Source organism: Giesbergeria giesbergeri, assembly GCF_054779375.1.
The window spans coordinates 488,763-505,320 of the sequence record NZ_BAAGYJ010000001.1; the positions used below are offsets into that span (position 1 = coordinate 488,763).

Below are 16,558 nucleotides of genomic sequence, written 5' to 3' on the forward strand. Positions count from 1 at the left end.
GTTCATGCAACGACGTTTTTTGGGCCGCTGGGCCGCCACCACACTGGCAGCTTTGGTCATGGGGGTCAGTTTACCCACCCAAGCTGCCGATGAAGCACCAGACGCCTTGATCCGCCGCCTCTCCACCGAGGTGCTGGATGCTTTGCGGGCCGACAAAAGCATCAAGGCCGGTGAAATCGACAAAATCATCATGCTGGTAGACAAAACCATCATGCCCAACGTCAACTTTCGCCGCATGACGGCGGCTGCTGTAGGCCCAGGCTGGCGCCAAGCCAACACACAACAACAGCAACGCCTACAGGAGGAGTTCAAAACCCTGCTGGTGCGCACCTATGCGGGTGCCTTGGCACAGGTCAATGACCAAACCATCACCGTCAAGCCACTGCGTGCCACCCCTGAAGACAAGGACGTGCTGGTACGCACCGAGGTGCGGGGGCGCGGCGATCCTGTGCAGTTGGACTACCGATTGGAAAAAACCCCTGGTGTAGGTGCTGGCTGGAAAATCTACAACCTCAATGTGCTGGGCGTATGGCTGGTCGATACCTACCGCACCCAGTTTGCCCAAGAAATCAACGCCAAGGGCGTAGATGGCCTGATTCAATCGCTAGCGGCCCGCAACCTGAGCAATGCCACCAAGCGTTAACGCCCCTGTGCCCCCCACCTTGGCACTGCCAACAGAATTGACCCACCGGCAAGCCGCCACCACCTTGGCGGACTTACAACAGGCCTTGGCCATACAGCCCGAGGGGGAGCTGCTGTTGGACGCATCGGCACTGCGCCAATTTGATACCTCGGCACTGGCGGTGTTGCTCGAATGCCGCCGCACGGTGGTGGCACAAGGTGGCCGCCTGCGCGTGTGTGGGCTGCCATCGGCGCTAGAGCGCATGGCCGTGTTGTATGGGGTGGATAGCCTGTTAGGGTCAACAGAGCCGAATCGGTAGAATGTCAGCCTGACCACCACAGCGGTTGGCTGTGACGCTGAATCCCCTTTTCCTTTGTCCCCACGGCCCCATATAACCGTGGCCAGACAGCCTCTGGCAACACATCCCCATTTCCCTGAATATGAGCAGCCATCCCCCCGGCACCGCAACGGACGCTGCGGAGGCAGAACTTCTGGCCGAGTTTGCACGCACCCTTCGGGCCACCGTGCTCGATACTGCACGGCCCCCGCTGGCACAAATACAGCCCGTGGCCGGCCTGTCGCCCGATTTTCTGCGGGCCAACGGTTTATTGCCGCTCTTGGTCGATGACGCTGCAGTGCAAGTGGCTGCTACCGTGCCTGTGCGCATGGCAGCCTTGGATGCACTCAAGCAGTTTTTTAACGCCCCTGTCCAATTGACCCTGGTGCCCAAAGCTTGGCTTACGGCCCAGTTGGCCCAAACCTACCACCCAGAAAGTGCTGGCGCCCATGCCTTTACCGAAGCCGAGGTGGGCAGCAGCAGCGACAACCCTGATGACGACCTAGAGACCCTCAAGGCACTGGCCGAGGATGCTCCCGTAGTACGCTTGGTGCAGGCTCTGCTCCTGCGTGCTGTAGAACGCCGTGCTTCTGATTTGCACTTAGAAATCTCGCAACAGCAGTTTCGTGTGCGCTATCGGGTCGATGGGGTGTTGTGCGAATCAGAACCCCCTCCTCGGCGCATGTACACCCCGGCCATCTCGCACCTGAAACTGCGGGCCAAAATGAACATTGCCGAGCGCCGCCTGCCGCAAGATGGCCGCATGAAAATGGAAGTGGCCGCGCGCCAAGTAGATATGCGCGTCTCTACCGTACCCACCGTGTATGGTGAGAGCATGGTGATACGTCTGTTAGACCAAGGGCCAGGCTTGATGGGCTTAGAGTCTTTGGGGTTGGACGACGAAACCCTACAAGCCTTGCAGCAGGCCATTGCCCAACCACATGGGATGATCTTGGTCACTGGCCCCACCGGCAGCGGCAAAACCAGTACCTTGTATGCGGCACTGGGCTGCGTTAACGTGCCAGAGAACAAAATCATCACGGTAGAAGATCCGGTGGAATACCAAATCGATGGTATCAACCAGATTCAGGTCAAATCCCAGATTGGCCTGACCTTTGCCAGTGCCCTACGTTCTATCGTGCGCCAAGACCCCGACATCATCATGGTGGGGGAAATCCGCGACCAAGAAACGGCCGAAATCTCCATCCAGTCGGCACTCACAGGCCATTTGGTATTTTCTACCCTACACACCAACGATTCTTTTGGTGCGGCACACCGGCTGATGGACATGGGCGTGGAGAGCTACCTGATTGCCTCCTCGGTGGTGCTGATTGTGGCCCAACGGTTGGTGCGTATGGTCTGCCCACATTGCAAAGAGGCTACTGTGCCCACTGAGGCCGACTTGCTGTTTTTGGCAGAAGAAGGCGTGTCTGCGGATCAAGTGCCACAACTGTTTCATGGCCGCGGTTGCAGCCATTGCGGACAATCGGGCTACACCGGTCGCACTGGCATTTATGAACTGCTGCCCATGACCACCGCCATCAAAGAGGCCATCATCAAAAAACTCCCCGCTGAAGGGGTGCGCAAAAAGGCACTCGAGCAGGGCGTGCGCACCATGCGCGCTGATGGCATTCGCAAGGTGCTGGCCGGTATCACCACGCTGGAAGAGCTGGCCCGCGTCACGCGCCAGGAGATACAGTGAGGCCACGTCCCACCGCCCACACCACAGAGAGCGATTTGCCGTCTGCCTCGGCCACGGTGCCATCGCGCGCCCGGCCTGTAGGTGCAGCCTTGCCTGCGGCTGCGCAAGGGCGCACGGCAACCACGCCGTCTTCACCCCTCTCCCCTGCGGCAGGGCGTTGGGGCCAAGAACGGGTCAGCATCAAGCATGTGCTGGCAATGACCGAACAATTGCTCACTTTGCTGGATGCCGGACTGCCCCTAGACCGGGCATTGCACATCAGCACCGGCAGCTTAGAGCAAGCCCATTTCCGCGCTGTCATGCAGCAGGTGGTGCTCGAGGTAGAAAAGGGCAACACCTTGGCCGATGCCTTTATGCAGCACCCCAAGGTGTTTCCACGGCTTTACATCAATATGGTGCGGGCCGGCGAAGAAGGCGGGGTGTTGCCAGTAGTGATGCGGCGACTGGTAGAGTTTTACACCCGTAGCATGGAGTTTCGCTCGTTTCTGGTCACTTCGTCCATCTATCCGATCTTGTTGTTCGTCTTTGGCATGAGTGCTTTGCTCGGTCTGACGGTGTTTGTGCTGCCCAAGTTCGGCCAAATCTTTTCGGACATGAACCAGAGCCTGCCATTGCCCGCAGCGGTCTTGATTGGTGTGGGCGAGTTTCTCAAGTCTTATGGCATTTTCTTTGTCATCGGGCTGGTGCTGGCAGTCGTGGGCTTCATGATGGCGCTGCGCGATGAGTTGTGGCGTGAACGCTGGCAACTGACACTGTTGCGCCTGCCGGTGCTGGGGCCACTGCTGCTGAAGGTGCAGTTGGCCCATGTGTGCCGCACTTGGGGAACTCTGCTGTCGAGCGGGGTTCCGATACTCACCGGGATGCGCATCGTGCGTGAGTTGACCGACCACATCCCCCTGCGCAAGGCGCTGGATCGATTGGTGCGTGCAGTACAAGAAGGCCGGGGCGTGTCAGCGCCAGTGCGTGCTGATCCGTTCTTTCCCAAACTGCTAGGGCAATTGGCCACTGTAGGGGAAGAGTCGGGGGCGCTAGACACCATGCTCATCAAGGTGGCAGACCAGTATGAGAAGGACATCCAGAAAGCCACCCGCAATCTGGTAGCCCTGTTTGAACCCATGATGATTCTGCTAATGGGCGGCCTGATTGGGGGCATTGTGGTTTCGATGCTAACCGCCATTTTTTCGATCAATGACATGCCTTTGTGAGCAGGCTTTGACACACATGCTATTCCACCACAAGAACTCGTCTTTCTCTGCGCGCCACTCGCGCGGCTTCACACTGATCGAACTGCTGATCGTCATGGTGATCTTGGGTCTGCTGGCCTCGCTGGTTGGCCCCCGCTTGTTTGGGCAACTCGATTCGTCCAAAATCAAAGCGGCCCGCACCCAAATTGAGATGGTGGGTGCGGCGCTGGACACATACCGGCTGGATATGTCGCGCTACCCGAGCACCGAGCAGGGTCTTCGTGCCCTATCGGACAAACCCGCTGATCAGGCCGAGGCACTCAAATGGCGTGGCCCCTACCTGAAAAAACGGGTAGACAAAGACCCTTGGGGCAATTCCTATGTCTATAAGGCACCAGGCGAAAAGGCAGACTACGAGCTGTCGTCGTTGGGTGCCGATGGCAAAGAGGGAGGCACCGGCGACAGCGCCGACATCAACAGTTGGGAGTGAACCCCTTGGCCTGCCGCCACCCTGCTGTGCTCAGGTCATCGGGTTTTACGCTGATTGAACTGCTGCTGGTGCTGGTGCTGATCGGTATTGGTACGGGGCTGGCTATTGTGTCGGTAGACAAAATGGCCCTGCGTGCCAATGAGAAGCACTGGCTAGACCGAACCCAACTTGATCTGAAGCGTTTACGCAACAAGGCTGTGCTGGGTGGAGGCACTGTGCAGGCGCTGGTGGACTTCAAGCACCACGCCATCGTGCTGCAATTGGCAGCCCAAGAACGGCGCCCAGTGCTAGAACTGCCGCCTGGCTACCAGTTCCGGCCTGCCTCTGATGAGGTGATGGCAGCCATGCCGCTGGTGTTTTATCCCGATGGCAGTCTGTCTGAGGCCCGTTTCCTGATCCGTACTCCCACAGGAATGCAGCAAATCTTTCATTTGGCAAAAATCAGTGGCCGCATTGAACGACAAGACTGGGTGGCAGCTGCCCCCTAAAACTACCCACCAGCGCCAGCAAGGCTTCACCCTGCTTGAAGTGCTAGTGGCGATGGTATTGCTGGGTTCTGGTCTGGCGATTGCGTTCACTGCCATCTCTGGCAGCACACAATTAGAGGCCAAATCCACCGCCCATGCGGCAGCCATGGCACTGGCCCAAGCCAAACTTGACGAGGTGCTCAGCCACCCAGACTACCTGCTGGCAGCCGATGCTGGAGAAGAACGCTTTGCAGGCATGGATCTGGGCTATCGCGTCCAAATACGCCCTGTACCCTTGCTGGAACCACGACAACAGGCCAAACTCACCGGGTTTACCCAAAAATTGCAGACGGTAGAAATTGAAGTGTTCTGGGGGCCGAAAACGGCACCCCAGTCGTATCGGCTGGTCACTTACCGTCTGGACAATGCAGCGCCCTCGGCTCCCACGCCTCCCCCGGCAGGCACAACGCCCCCCAAACCATGACGAGACGGCTGTTGCCCAGACACCCACAGCAGGGTTTTACGCTGCTGGAACTGATTGTCGCCCTGGCCTTGTCCTCACTGGTGGCGATGGTGGGAACTATTGCGTTGTCGATGGCCTCGGATTTTTATGCCCGCCATCAGGCCCGCACCCCTGCCCGAGACAGCGTTCGGGCGGTGGAGCGCATTCTGCACCACGAATGGGCCGGGCGGGGTCTGCGGGTGCACTCCGATGGTGCCATGCTGGAATTTGATACTGCACACCCCTTACTGCCCGCACAAAATGCCAGCCTGCCACTGGCCAGGGTACGCTACAGCTGTGAGCCCACAGCGGGCAGCAAAGGCTGGTCTCTGGTATACCAAGCGCAGCCCCTGCCCCCAGCCACGGCCCTAGGCACCTCGGCAGCCCGGCGCCCCCCCACCGAACCCAACGGCCCGCGCAAGGTGCTGGCCTCTGCATTGCAAGTCTGTGCTTTCTCATTTCTGTTGCAAGGTCTGGACGCACAGGGCAAGCCCCAACCGCGCTGGATACAAGGCTGGGATGCCCAACAACCCCCCCCTCGTCTGATGCGTCTGGCTTTGTCAGGTTTGCACGCCGATGTGCCTGCGGTGGTCTATACCGCCCATCGGGATGGAGCCCGTTGATGCCACCATTGCCACGATTGCACCGCCACCACTCCCGTGCTGACCGCCGACAGCAAGGTTATGTGTTGCTGTTTGCGCTGGGCTTGCTGGCTGTGGTTTCCACACTGGTGCTGGGTGTGAGTGCAGCCCTGCGGCTAGACACCCAACTGCTGGCACGAGAAAAAGAACTGCTCCAAGAGAACTATGCCTTGCAAGGCGCGGTGCAATATGCCACGGCCCAACTCGCCATCGCCTCTGCGGTGGATGCGCTACAACTTGACCCCCGTGATGAATTGCTGCGCAACTGGCAACGCTGGCACCCCCAAACAACGCCCTACACCATTGCTGTAGGCCAGCACCACATTGATGTGCTGATTGAAGACAGCAGCGGGCTGCCCGATGCCAATACACTGACAACCTTGGAATGGCAGCGACTTTTTGTTCTGCTGGGTGCCTCCTCCCCCCAAACTGCCCAAACCTTGGCGGCTCGCTTGGTGGAGTTCAAACAGGAGCTGATCCGGATGCGGGGTGGGGCTGGGTTTGCCAGTCTGCAAGAATTGCTGGAATGGCCCGACATACCACGCTACATGGTGTCCACTGGCACCGGCACAGGCGCCCAAGGCTTGCGACATTGGCTGGTAGTTGGCTCTGAGCAAAAAAAAGTAGACCGAGACCTGACTCCCTTGCCACTGTTCAAAGTGCTGGGTCATGTCAGCGATGAACAACTGCAGCAGTTGACCCAGTGGCGGCGCGCAGGTGCTGTGGCACCAGCACAGTTTCAGGCATGGCTTCAGGGCAGCGGCCTGACAGCGACCACGCCCGACAGCCCTGTGCTAACGCTGCGCGCCCGCTTGCACCGGGCCAAACCCGTAGTGGGCGGCAATACCCTCGTGGCTACAGTGGTTCAAAAAAACGGGGCACTGCAAGTGGGTGACCAATGGACAGAACGCCACCTGCCCTTTTGAAGTCACTACACACCATTGACGATCAATTTTAGGATTTTGACGCTTCTCACCCCATGCACAATCGGCTCATTCCTCCACCACGACGACACCAGCTGGTCGTCTCTCTCTCTCCTGGCTGCCTGCATGTGCTGCACTTTCGGCGTGGCTGGCTGGGCTGGAAGCAAACCCACACGCACCAGACCCCATTGCCCGAGGGGGATGACTACCTACAGAAGGTGCAGTCTGCACTGAAGGAGTGCAGCCAGCAATGGCAAATTCCGGCATCCAGCGATGTGCATTGGGTGCTGGCAGGTGACATCATGGGCGTACTGGCGCCCACCCCAGCCACTGCCAGCGCAGAAGTGGGCTCGTTGCTACCCTTTGCCCCCAGCAACGTTCTGACCCAAACCACCCACTTTGGTCAAGGCACAGAAAAATCCTTGCTCTGGATACACAAAGACTGGGTTGCCGAAATCGAGCGCATCACCGCAGCCTGTGGTTTACAGGCAGTGGAGCTTTTTTCTCGGGCACAACTGTTCCAGCCTTTGTCTAGCCAGGCCAAAGGGCAAATTTGCATGGTGCTCGAAGGGGACAAAGGGCAACCCCATTCTTTGCATATTTTTGCCCCAGATGGAGCCATACTGCGCAGCCGCATCGTCGAGCCTGCAGCCCTTGCTGAGGGCTTGGGGGGCTTGCTCAAAATCGAACTGGCAAGTTTGCCCGAAGGCACAGTGGGCCACAAAGAGGGTGCTGTCGGCTTGTGGGCGTCCACCGACTGCCTGCCAGTGGGCAACGATTGGCACCACCCCACCCAGCCCCTTCCGGCCCAGTCTGAGGCTACCTTGTTGGAGCAACTGTGGCGCTCCCCATACGGGGGCATCGTCTTGCAAGCCACCCACCAGTATCTGGTGCAGAAAATCAACTTCTGGAGCATGGTGTGGGGGGTGGTCGGTCTGGTGGGTCTGGCTGGCATGCTCTGGCACGATGGCAAGCTCGAACGCCAGATTGAACAAGCACATGAGAGCCTGCGCAAAGAAGCCCCTAAAGTCGAGGCAGCCAAACTGCTCAAGGCCAAAACATTGTGGATGGCCGACGTAGTGCAGGCCGTCCAAGCACAGGAGAAAGAGAGTCTGACACTGCCACCGCTGCCCCAAGTATTGGCCGTGTTTCCTCCTGCGCCAGCAGCATTGCTCTATTTACGACTAGATGCCCACAAGGTGTTGATGGCCGGTACGGGTGACGAAGCGGCCGTGCAATGGCTGCACGAGCATCCTTTGCCAGAATACCAACCTTTTACTGAGATGCCTGTGCCCGATTTTCTGGCCTCCCAGCAGGACATCACCATTCATCTACAGACAGAAAAACAGGCCACACCCGCACAGGTGCCTGCGGAGGCTACTCCAGCCACTGCGCCAGCAAAGGCCGCCCAACCATGAAACGTGCCGTCCAACGTGTTTACCGTGAACACGGTATCAAATATTTTGCCTTTCCGGTCGTGGTGCTGTTGCTGCTGGCCTCCCTGTTCGATGAGCATGTGGGTGGCTACCTAGAAAAGCGCGAAGAAACACTCGACCAACAGATGACGGCAGAAAACAACCAGAGCGTGCTGGAGCTGAACAAAAAGATCACGACCAGCCACGAAAAACTGGAACCAGAATTCCTGCCACTACAGCAAAAACTGTTTGTCGAGGCCGATGTTCAGGCCGCCACGCAAAAAATGCAGGCGCAGTTGCAACAACTGCTGCAATCGTTGTATTTTGATGGCATCGAATTCACCGACATCCAAGACACGCCCATCAATACTGTGGTCAGCCGCATTGCCATGACAGCGCACTTCAACGGTGTACCGCAGCAACTGCCCCGTCTGCAAGCGGCCTTGGCCCGTTCACCCCAACAGATCGGCGTAGAAAATCTGGAACTCAAAGTGGTGCAAGACCCCCAACGTGGCGGTCAGCAGTTGGACATTAGCCTGCGTCTGACAGGCCTGCACATGAACCCCATGCCCGCCGGATTTGACACCGTAGCTGCCGCTGGCGCCAAAGGCAACAGCGATCCCCAGAATTCTCGTAAGCAACAATGAACAAACTGTCCCCTCCCGTGCTACGCAAAATCGCCATAGCCAGCCTGTTGGCCCCCGGTGTGGCTCTTATGGCCTCCACCGTGCTGGCACAGCCACAACCACTGGTCAACCCCTTCACCGGACAGCCGATGCGTGCGGCCACCCCCACCCCCCCTGACAAGGCGGCACCGGTAACGCCAGAGGCGGCAGGCAACACCCCCCTCTCCACGCTGTTGGGAACCCACAAACCGGCACCCACAACCCCATCAGCAGCACCCCCTCCAAGCAATACGGCCCCCAACCCCACTGCCAAGCCACCGAGCGCAGACGCCGCCGCCCCCGCCAGCACCCCAACACCCGGTGCTGCCACCAGCAGTGCGCCCCCCCCATCGGGGGCAGAGCTATCCAATACGCCTAATCCTGGCGTGACGCTCAAATTTGACAACGCCGACATCTATGATGTGTTGCAGGTCGTGCTGGGCGATATTCTGAAGCTCGACTACATCATTGATCCATCCGTACAGGGCCGGGTCACGCTCAAAAGCACTGGGGCCATCAGCATGGCCGACATCTTTAGCGCACTAGAGACAGCACTGTCTACCAGCAATATTGCTATCGTGCGCCAAGGCAAAACCTACAAGGTGCTGCGCGACGCTACTGCCGTGCGCGATTCGGTGGGCAAACAAGGCGTCGGGCCCGCCTCTATGGTCATGCAGATCATTCCACTGCGCTTTGTGCAAGCCAACCAGCTGGTCAATACACTGCGCAACTTTGTTGGCCCCCAAGCCGCCATTACCAACGATGCGGCCAACAAGCACTTGATCGTGACCGACCGGCAGGCCAATGTAGACAAAATCATTGAAATGGTCAAAACGCTGGATGTGGACTATTTCAACCATGTCCAGATCAAGCTGTTGCCCATCGAGCACGCCGAGGCCAATGATATGGCCAAGGAAATTGATGGCTTGTTCAAAACCTCAGGGTTGTTCAACTGGGCCGGAACCGATGCCAGCAAAGTGTACGTGCTGCCCGTGGTGCGCATGAATGCGTTGCTCGTAGCCACGGCCAACGACAAGCTGATGCAAGCCGCCGAGCACTGGGTCAAGACATTGGACGCCGAGCCGCGCAATGGCCTGGGTGCCTATGTGCATGTCTATCCAGTAGTCAACAGCAATGCCCAACATCTATCGGGCATCTTGCAGCAATTGTTTGGAGGCGCCGCAGCACCGGCGGGCAATGCAGGTGCTTCCACCCTGCCATCGGCCAACAGTTCGGCCTTTGGCAACTCCAGTGCTGGCACTACCGGAACTTTGGGGGGCAGCAGCACCGGCAGCACGGCCAACGCCGCCGCCGCAGGCACCACGCGCACCATTGAACGCGGCGGCAATGTGCCCAGCGCACAGGGCAGCACCGGCACAGGTACGGGGCTGGGTGGCTCGGTGCAGGTCATTGCCGATGAGGTGACCAACTCCCTGATTATTCGGGCCTCGGCACCAGACTACCAACAGATTCGCAAAGTGCTGGAGCGCCTTGATTCTGTGCCCCGCCAAGTGCTGATTCAGGTGATGGTGGCCGAAGTCACCCTGACCGATACCCTGCAATACGGTGTGGAGTGGTGGCTCAAGTCGGCACTGTCGTACAACGGTAAGAGCTGGCCCGGCTTTGTGGGTCTGGAAGGGGCCATCAAGCCCAATGTCAGCAGTGCCAGTGGTGCCACGCCCGCAGTAGCTGGCTCCGGCTCGGGTCTCAACTATGCAATCTTTGGCAGTGCCGGACAAGTGATTGGCATGTTGAATTTGTTGGGCCAAGATACAGACGTGAATATCTTGTCCACACCCCATGTGCTGGCCAGTGACGGCAAGGTTGCCAAGGTGGAAGTGGGCGACGAAATTCCGGTCATCACACAAACCGTATCTACCCCGTCCAGCGGCACTTTGTTGAGCAGCTCTTTTTCTACGTCCAACTCAGTGCAATACCGTCCAACAGGCATTTTGCTAGAGGTCAAGCCCAGCATTACCTCGTCGGGCAATGTATCCCTGAGCATCTCTCAGGAGGTCAGCAGCGTGGGTAATCCAGTCACTACCGGCGGCTCAGAGTACCCCAGCTTTTCTAAGCGCAAAGTCACCACCGATGTGACCATTGAGAACGGCAAGACCATCATGCTGGCCGGTCTGATTCAGAACAAGGGCAACAACGTGGTCACGGGCGTGCCAGGCTTCAAAGACATTCCCGTTTTTGGTGGCCTGTTTGGCTCCACCAAAAAGGTGCGTGACAAGACCGAACTGCTCATCACTATCACGCCCTATATCGTCACCAACCGTGCTGAAGGTGAACGCCTGACCGGCTCTTTCCAAGAGAGTTTGCAAAAGTTGCGGGGCATGTTGTTGAACAACACCACCACGCCAGCCCTCAACAGCGATGCACTCCCCGCTGGCGCCTTTGAACTGCCCACGGCCAAGCCACAATCGGTGGCGCAGCCAGGGTACTACGCCAACTAAGCCTCAAGTTCACGGCCCCCCGTTTGTAGGGAGGTCGGGTGCCATGCGCAATGGGATGGTTACGGGGCCATCATTGACTAGATGCACCTGCATGTCGGCTGCAAACTCACCTGTCTGCACCACAGGGTGTATGGCCTTGGCTTGGCGCACAAAGTAGTCATACAAGCGTCGCCCCTCCTCGGGGGAGGCTGCTTGGGTAAAGCTAGGCCGGTTGCCCGTATTGGTATTGGCTGCCAGCGTGAATTGGCTCACGACCAGCAAACCACCTTGCACATCTTGCAGACTGCGGTTCATCTTGCCAGCCTCATCACTGAAGATGCGCAGCTTGAGCAACTTGGCCAACAATCGGTCGGCCTGGGCTTGGGTGTCGCCACGTTCGGCACACAGCAGCACCAACAAACCGGGGCCAATACGGCCCACCACCTGCCCCTCAATGTCTACATGGGCTTGGCGCACGCGTTGCAAAAGGCTCATCATGGGGAAGGCTCCGACATATCGGCAGGATCAAGGTAAGACTCCACATGGCAGGGTAACAGCTCAATCCTAGCGCGCAGACCAGGCACCGCCTGCATCAGTGCTTGCTCCACCTGTCCACGCAGTTCGGCGGCATGGGTCAACGTCCAATGCCCAGGAATATGCATGTGCAATTCCACAAATCGGCGCTGACCTGCCATGCGGGTCGTGATGTGGTCAAAGCGCACACAACCCGCAGGTGTCGCACCGGCATTGTGTTGGTGCAAAAAAGCCGTCAAGGTGTGTTGGATAGTGTCACGCACTTGCGGCTCCACCGCCTCATCCATCAGCCCTTGGGAGGAGCGCCACACCAAATGCACCCCCTCTTTAAGAATGTTCAACGCTACCCCAATAGCCACTATCGGGTCTAGCCAATTCCAGCCCGTCAGGGCAACCGCCCCCAACCCCAGCACAACCCCCGCAGAAGTCCAGACATCGGTGAACAAATGCCGGGCATCGGCTTCCAGTGCAATAGAGCGATGGCGGCGTGATGCCCACAACATAACCCAGGCCAAACCACCATTGAGCAGCGAGCTAAACACGGACAAGGCCAAACCCCAGCCCATTTGCGCCAGAGGTTGGGGCGCTAGCAGACGCTCCACCGCAGTCCACAAAATGGCGCCTGCCGCCACAAAGATAAGCATGCCCTCAAAACCGGAGGCGAAATACTCTGCCTTATGGTGCCCATAGGGGTGGTTGTCATCCGCAGGCTGGGCCGCCACTGTCACCATCGTGACACCAAACATGGCACTGGCCAAGTTGACCAAAGACTCCATCGCATCGGACAACAGGCCCACTGAGCCGGTCACATACCAAGCCAGCGTTTTGAGGGCCATAGTGGTCAGTGCCATCCCCACAGAGGCCCACAACAAGTTGCGGGGTGTCAACCATGCAAGTAATGCAGCAGGAGGGGATATCAACATGGCCTGTTCAGACAAGGCAGTGGCAAAGCCCAGCCTTATACCAGCCGTGCCTTAACACTCTTGCCCTTGACACGGCCCGCATTCAAACGATTTACCACTTGGGCAGCCACGCCGCGCTCCACCGCCACATAGGTAGAAAACTCATTCACATTGATTTTGCCTACCTGCTCGCGCGTAAAGCCCATCTCGCCCGTCAGGGCACCCAGCACATCACCGGCCCGGATTTTTTCTTTGCGCCCGCCAATAATTTGTACCGTAGCCATGGGAGGCACAAGGGGGCCACCGGGGGCAGGGGTAAGCCCAGCCAAGGGCGTCCACTCCGAAGGGCGCCCTTGCAGCACTTCAATTTTGCCTACGCTGCCCATCTCATCCATGCTGACCAAATTGAGCGCCAAGCCTTCGGCATCGCCCCGGCCTGTGCGGCCAATGCGGTGAATATGCACCTCGGGGTCGGGCGTGACGTCTACGTTGATAACGGCGGCCAGTTGGGCAATATCCAAGCCGCGTGCGGCCACATCGGTAGCTACCAGCACCGAGCAACTGCGGTTGGCAAACTGCACCAGCACTTGGTCGCGCTCGCGTTGCTCTAGCTCACCATACAAGGCCAAAGCACTGATGCCTTGGGCCTGCAACACCGCCACGACATCACGGCATTGTTGTTTGGTGTTGCAAAAGGCCAATGTGGATTCGGGGCGGAAGTGCGCCAACAATTGCCCAACGGCATGCAGACGCTCACTTTCTTTCACTTCAAACCAACGCTGGTCAATTTTGCTGGCGCTGTGCTGTGCCTGCACCGTAATTTGCTGCGGGTTCTGCATGAACTGCTGGCTGAGTTTGGCAATCCCTTCGGGGTAGGTGGCCGAAAACAACAGCGTTTGGCGCACCTTGGGGCATTGGCGGGCCACGGTGGCAATATCGTCAAAAAACCCCATGTCCAACATGCGGTCGGCTTCGTCCAGCACCAAGGTATTGAGTTGATCCAGGGCCAAGTTTTGGCGCTCCAGATGATCCATGACACGCCCCGGTGTGCCCACCACAATGTGCGCGCCATGCGACAGGCTTTGTGCTTGTCCACGCAAGGGCACACCACCACACAGCGTCACCACCTTAATGTTGTCTGCCGCACGCGCCAAGCGCCGAATTTCAGCACTCACTTGGTCGGCCAGCTCACGCGTGGGGCACAGCACCAAGGCTTGCACACCAAAGCAGCGCGGATTGAGCCGTGCCAGCAGGGCCAGCCCAAAAGCGGCCGTTTTCCCACTACCCGTGCTGGCTTGGGCGATCAGGTCTTGCCCCTGCAAAGCAGCTGGCAGGCTCGCCGCCTGGATCGGGGTCATTTGCAAGTAGCCCAGTTGTTGCAGATTGGCCAGGGTGGCCGGGCTGAGCGCCAAGGCGCTGAAATCGGTGGCGCGGTGCGCGGGGATGGAGGTCATAGGGCGATTATCGGCTCCAGACTCAGGGCATACCCTTGCCACAAAATCCCTAGATAAGGCATGGTTTTTGCGTATAGTCTGTGCGGCCCTCGACATTGCCCGTCGGGGCGCTTTGTACGCGTAGCTTTCATTCACCATTGATCTTGATGCAGGGGAATATTCATGAAGCGTAGTCTGGTCTCTATCGCGATTTTGGGTTTGCTCACTACAGTGGCCCAGGCGCAAGAAGTTGTCAAAATCGGCGTTGCTGCCCCTTTAACGGGCAGCCAAGCCCACTTGGGCAAAGACATCGAAAACGGTGCCCGCCTAGCGATTGAGGAGTACAACGCCAAAGGGGTGACGCTGGCAGGCAAAAAAGTCAAGTTTGAACTGCAAGCCGAAGACGACCAAGCCGACCCCCGCACCGCCACCACGGTGGCGCAGCGGCTGGCCGACAGCGGCGTCAAAGGCGTGGTGGGCCACCTGAATTCGGGGGCTTCTATTCCAGCCTCGCGCATTTACAACGATGCGGGCCTGCCCCAAGTGTCGCCCGCCTCGACCAATCCCAAACTGACCCAACAAGGCTTTAAGGCCACCTTCCGCACCATTGCCAACGATGTGCAGCAGGGGCTGTCCATCGGCAAATATGCAGCCACCCAACTGGGCAAGAAAATTGCCATCATTGACGACCGCACCGCCTACGGCCAAGGCTTGGCCGACGAGGTAGAAAAAGCCGTCAAGGCCAGCGGCGGCACCGTGACTGGGCGCGAGTTCACCAGCGATAAAGCCACCGACTTCCAAGCCATCCTGACCCGCGTCAAGGCACAAAGCCCCGATGTGATTGTGTACAGCGGCATGGACAGCCAAGGCGGCCCGATGCTCAAGCAAATCAAGCAACTGGGGCTGAACAGCAAGTTCATCACCGGCGATGGCGGCTGCACAGGCGAAATCATCAAACTGGCTGGCGATGCCATCAGCACCAATGCCTATTGCACCCAGCCGGGCCTGCCGCTAGAACAAATGCCGGGCGGTAAAGACTTTACGGCCCGCTATAGCAAGCGATTCAATGCCCCAGTGCAAATTTACGCCCCCTATGCCTACGATGCCGCTTCGGCCCTGATCGAGGCCATGAAAGCCGCCAACTCGGCTGACCCAGCCAAATACACCGCCCAGTTGGGCAAGGTCAACTTTCCTGGCGTGATTGGCACGGTGGCCTTTGATGCCAAGGGCGACATCAAAGACGGAGCCGTAACGGTGTACCAGTTTAAGGCTGGCAAGTGGGAAGCCCTGCGGTAAATTTGCCCACTTCCCCCAGAGAATCACGCGCCCGGCTTGCCGGGTTTGGCAAGCCTTGTTAAAGATGCACTGATGGAAACCCTGCTCCAGCAAATTGTCAATGGCCTGGTGGTGGGCAGCGTTTATGCGCTGATTGCCCTGGGCTACACCATGGTCTATGGCATTTTGGGCCTGATCAACTTTGCCCACGGTGATGTGTTGATGGTGGGGGCGCTGGTAGCCTATTCCACCGTCAATTTTTTGCTGCTCCATGCGCCGGGGCTGGGGGCCATTCCTACCTTGCTGATAGGCTTGGCGGCGGCTATGCTGGTGTGCATGGCTTTGGGCTATGCCATTGAGCGCACCGCCTACCGCCGCTTGCGCAATGCCCCGCGTTTGGCACCGCTGATTACGGCCATTGGGGTGTCTTTCTTACTGCAAACGCTGGCGATGATTCTTTGGGGGCGCAACTACCACACCTTCCCTTCTTTAATACCCAGCACGCCCTTGCAGCCGCTGGATGGGGTTTTTATCACCCCAGTGCAAATCATTATTTTGTTGGTATCAGCCACCTTGATGGTGGCGCTGCTGTTTTTAGTGAACAAAACCTCATTAGGCCGGGCCATGCGTGCCACGGCAGAGAACCACCGCGTAGCCAGTTTGATGGGGGTGGACACCAACCGCATCATCTCTATCACCTTTATTTTGGGGTCGGCATTGGCGGCCATTGCCGGGATGATGTATGCCGCCAACTATGGCGTGGCCCATTACGCTATGGGTTTTATTCCGGGCCTGAAGGCATTCACCGCAGCGGTGCTGGGCGGCATTGGCAATTTGGCCGGTGCGGTGGTGGGGGGCTTGGTGCTGGGGTTGGTGGAGTCGATTGGCGCAGGCTATATCGGCGACTGGACTTTTGGCTACCTCAATTCCGCCTATCAAGATATTTTTGCTTTCATTATTCTCGGCATCGTGCTCATCTTCCGGCCCACGGGGCTGTTGGGTGAGCGTGTGGCCGACCGCGCCTGAGG

At 58.4% G+C, this 16,558-nt stretch carries 17 protein-coding genes; 14 read left to right on the forward strand and 3 right to left on the reverse strand.

The window, feature by feature from the left end:
• Nucleotides 1-4 precede the first annotated feature (4 nt).
• The 12 genes from ACYVB2_RS02195 (at nucleotide 5) to gspD (ending at nucleotide 11,407) form a co-directional block, all read left to right on the forward strand.
• Entirely contained in the window at nucleotides 5-643 is a 639-nt protein-coding gene (locus tag ACYVB2_RS02195) for an MlaC/ttg2D family ABC transporter substrate-binding protein (RefSeq protein ID WP_382429464.1), read from the forward strand.
• The gene (locus ACYVB2_RS02200; protein ID WP_382429462.1) at nucleotides 627-941 is read left to right on the forward strand and encodes an STAS domain-containing protein; all 315 of its coding nucleotides are present in this window, start codon (nucleotides 627-629) and stop codon (nucleotides 939-941) included. Before ACYVB2_RS02195 ends, ACYVB2_RS02200 begins: the two co-directional genes overlap by 17 nt.
• 121 nt (nucleotides 942-1,062) lie before the next feature.
• Nucleotides 1,063-2,661 (forward strand): GspE/PulE family protein, encoded by a 1,599-nt coding sequence (locus tag ACYVB2_RS02205; RefSeq protein WP_382429460.1) that lies wholly within the window; start codon nucleotides 1,063-1,065, stop codon nucleotides 2,659-2,661.
• The gene (locus ACYVB2_RS02210; protein ID WP_382429458.1) at nucleotides 2,658-3,866 is read left to right on the forward strand and encodes a type II secretion system F family protein; all 1,209 of its coding nucleotides are present in this window, start codon (nucleotides 2,658-2,660) and stop codon (nucleotides 3,864-3,866) included. Before ACYVB2_RS02205 ends, ACYVB2_RS02210 begins: the two co-directional genes overlap by 4 nt.
• 16 nt (nucleotides 3,867-3,882) lie before the next feature.
• Nucleotides 3,883-4,335, forward strand: a complete 453-nt coding sequence (gene gspG / locus ACYVB2_RS02215; RefSeq protein WP_382429456.1) for a type II secretion system major pseudopilin GspG — start codon at nucleotides 3,883-3,885, stop codon at nucleotides 4,333-4,335.
• Nucleotides 4,336-4,340: 5 nt separating this feature from the next.
• Nucleotides 4,341-4,823, forward strand: a complete 483-nt coding sequence (locus ACYVB2_RS02220) for a prepilin-type N-terminal cleavage/methylation domain-containing protein (RefSeq protein WP_382429454.1) — start codon at nucleotides 4,341-4,343, stop codon at nucleotides 4,821-4,823.
• Nucleotides 4,789-5,286, forward strand: coding sequence for a prepilin-type N-terminal cleavage/methylation domain-containing protein (locus ACYVB2_RS02225; protein WP_460535091.1), 498 nt, complete (start codon nucleotides 4,789-4,791; stop codon nucleotides 5,284-5,286). The genes ACYVB2_RS02220 and ACYVB2_RS02225 overlap by 35 nt, the downstream gene beginning before the upstream one ends.
• Nucleotides 5,283-5,927 (forward strand): type II secretion system protein, encoded by a 645-nt coding sequence (locus ACYVB2_RS02230; RefSeq protein ID WP_382429450.1) that lies wholly within the window; start codon nucleotides 5,283-5,285, stop codon nucleotides 5,925-5,927. Before ACYVB2_RS02225 ends, ACYVB2_RS02230 begins: the two co-directional genes overlap by 4 nt.
• Nucleotides 5,927-6,871, forward strand: coding sequence for a hypothetical protein (locus ACYVB2_RS02235; RefSeq protein ID WP_382429448.1), 945 nt, complete (start codon nucleotides 5,927-5,929; stop codon nucleotides 6,869-6,871). Before ACYVB2_RS02230 ends, ACYVB2_RS02235 begins: the two co-directional genes overlap by 1 nt.
• 53 nt (nucleotides 6,872-6,924) lie before the next feature.
• Nucleotides 6,925-8,286, forward strand: a complete 1,362-nt coding sequence (locus ACYVB2_RS02240; RefSeq protein WP_382429446.1) for a hypothetical protein — start codon at nucleotides 6,925-6,927, stop codon at nucleotides 8,284-8,286.
• Nucleotides 8,283-8,930 carry a GspMb/PilO family protein gene (locus ACYVB2_RS02245; protein WP_382429444.1) on the forward strand — a complete coding sequence of 216 codons (648 nt, stop codon included), beginning with the start codon at nucleotides 8,283-8,285 and terminating at the stop codon, nucleotides 8,928-8,930. The genes ACYVB2_RS02240 and ACYVB2_RS02245 overlap by 4 nt, the downstream gene beginning before the upstream one ends.
• Nucleotides 8,927-11,407 carry a type II secretion system secretin GspD gene (gene gspD / locus ACYVB2_RS02250; RefSeq protein ID WP_382429441.1) on the forward strand — a complete coding sequence of 827 codons (2,481 nt, stop codon included), beginning with the start codon at nucleotides 8,927-8,929 and terminating at the stop codon, nucleotides 11,405-11,407. The genes ACYVB2_RS02245 and gspD overlap by 4 nt, the downstream gene beginning before the upstream one ends.
• 9 nt (nucleotides 11,408-11,416) lie before the next feature.
• On the opposite strand, the gene dtd is transcribed toward gspD, so the two are convergent.
• The 3 genes from dtd to dbpA are packed head-to-tail and all read right to left on the reverse strand — an operon-like array spanning nucleotide 11,417 to nucleotide 14,276.
• Nucleotides 11,417-11,884 carry a D-aminoacyl-tRNA deacylase gene (gene dtd, locus ACYVB2_RS02255; protein WP_382429439.1) on the reverse strand — a complete coding sequence of 156 codons (468 nt, stop codon included), beginning with the start codon at nucleotides 11,882-11,884 and terminating at the stop codon, nucleotides 11,417-11,419.
• Nucleotides 11,881-12,843 (reverse strand): cation diffusion facilitator family transporter, encoded by a 963-nt coding sequence (locus tag ACYVB2_RS02260; protein WP_382429437.1) that lies wholly within the window; start codon nucleotides 12,841-12,843, stop codon nucleotides 11,881-11,883. The genes dtd and ACYVB2_RS02260 overlap by 4 nt, the downstream gene beginning before the upstream one ends.
• A gap of 35 nt (nucleotides 12,844-12,878) precedes the next feature.
• On the reverse strand, nucleotides 12,879-14,276 hold the full coding sequence (dbpA, locus tag ACYVB2_RS02265) for an ATP-dependent RNA helicase DbpA (protein WP_382429435.1): 1,398 nt from the start codon (nucleotides 14,274-14,276) through the stop codon (nucleotides 12,879-12,881).
• A gap of 162 nt (nucleotides 14,277-14,438) precedes the next feature.
• Here dbpA and ACYVB2_RS02270 point away from each other — a divergent pair, with 162 nt between their 5' ends.
• Nucleotides 14,439-15,551, forward strand: coding sequence for a branched-chain amino acid ABC transporter substrate-binding protein (locus ACYVB2_RS02270; RefSeq protein ID WP_382429433.1), 1,113 nt, complete (start codon nucleotides 14,439-14,441; stop codon nucleotides 15,549-15,551).
• A gap of 72 nt (nucleotides 15,552-15,623) precedes the next feature.
• Nucleotides 15,624-16,556, forward strand: a complete 933-nt coding sequence (locus ACYVB2_RS02275; RefSeq protein ID WP_382429431.1) for a branched-chain amino acid ABC transporter permease — start codon at nucleotides 15,624-15,626, stop codon at nucleotides 16,554-16,556.
• The last annotated feature ends 2 nt before the right edge of the window (nucleotides 16,557-16,558 follow it).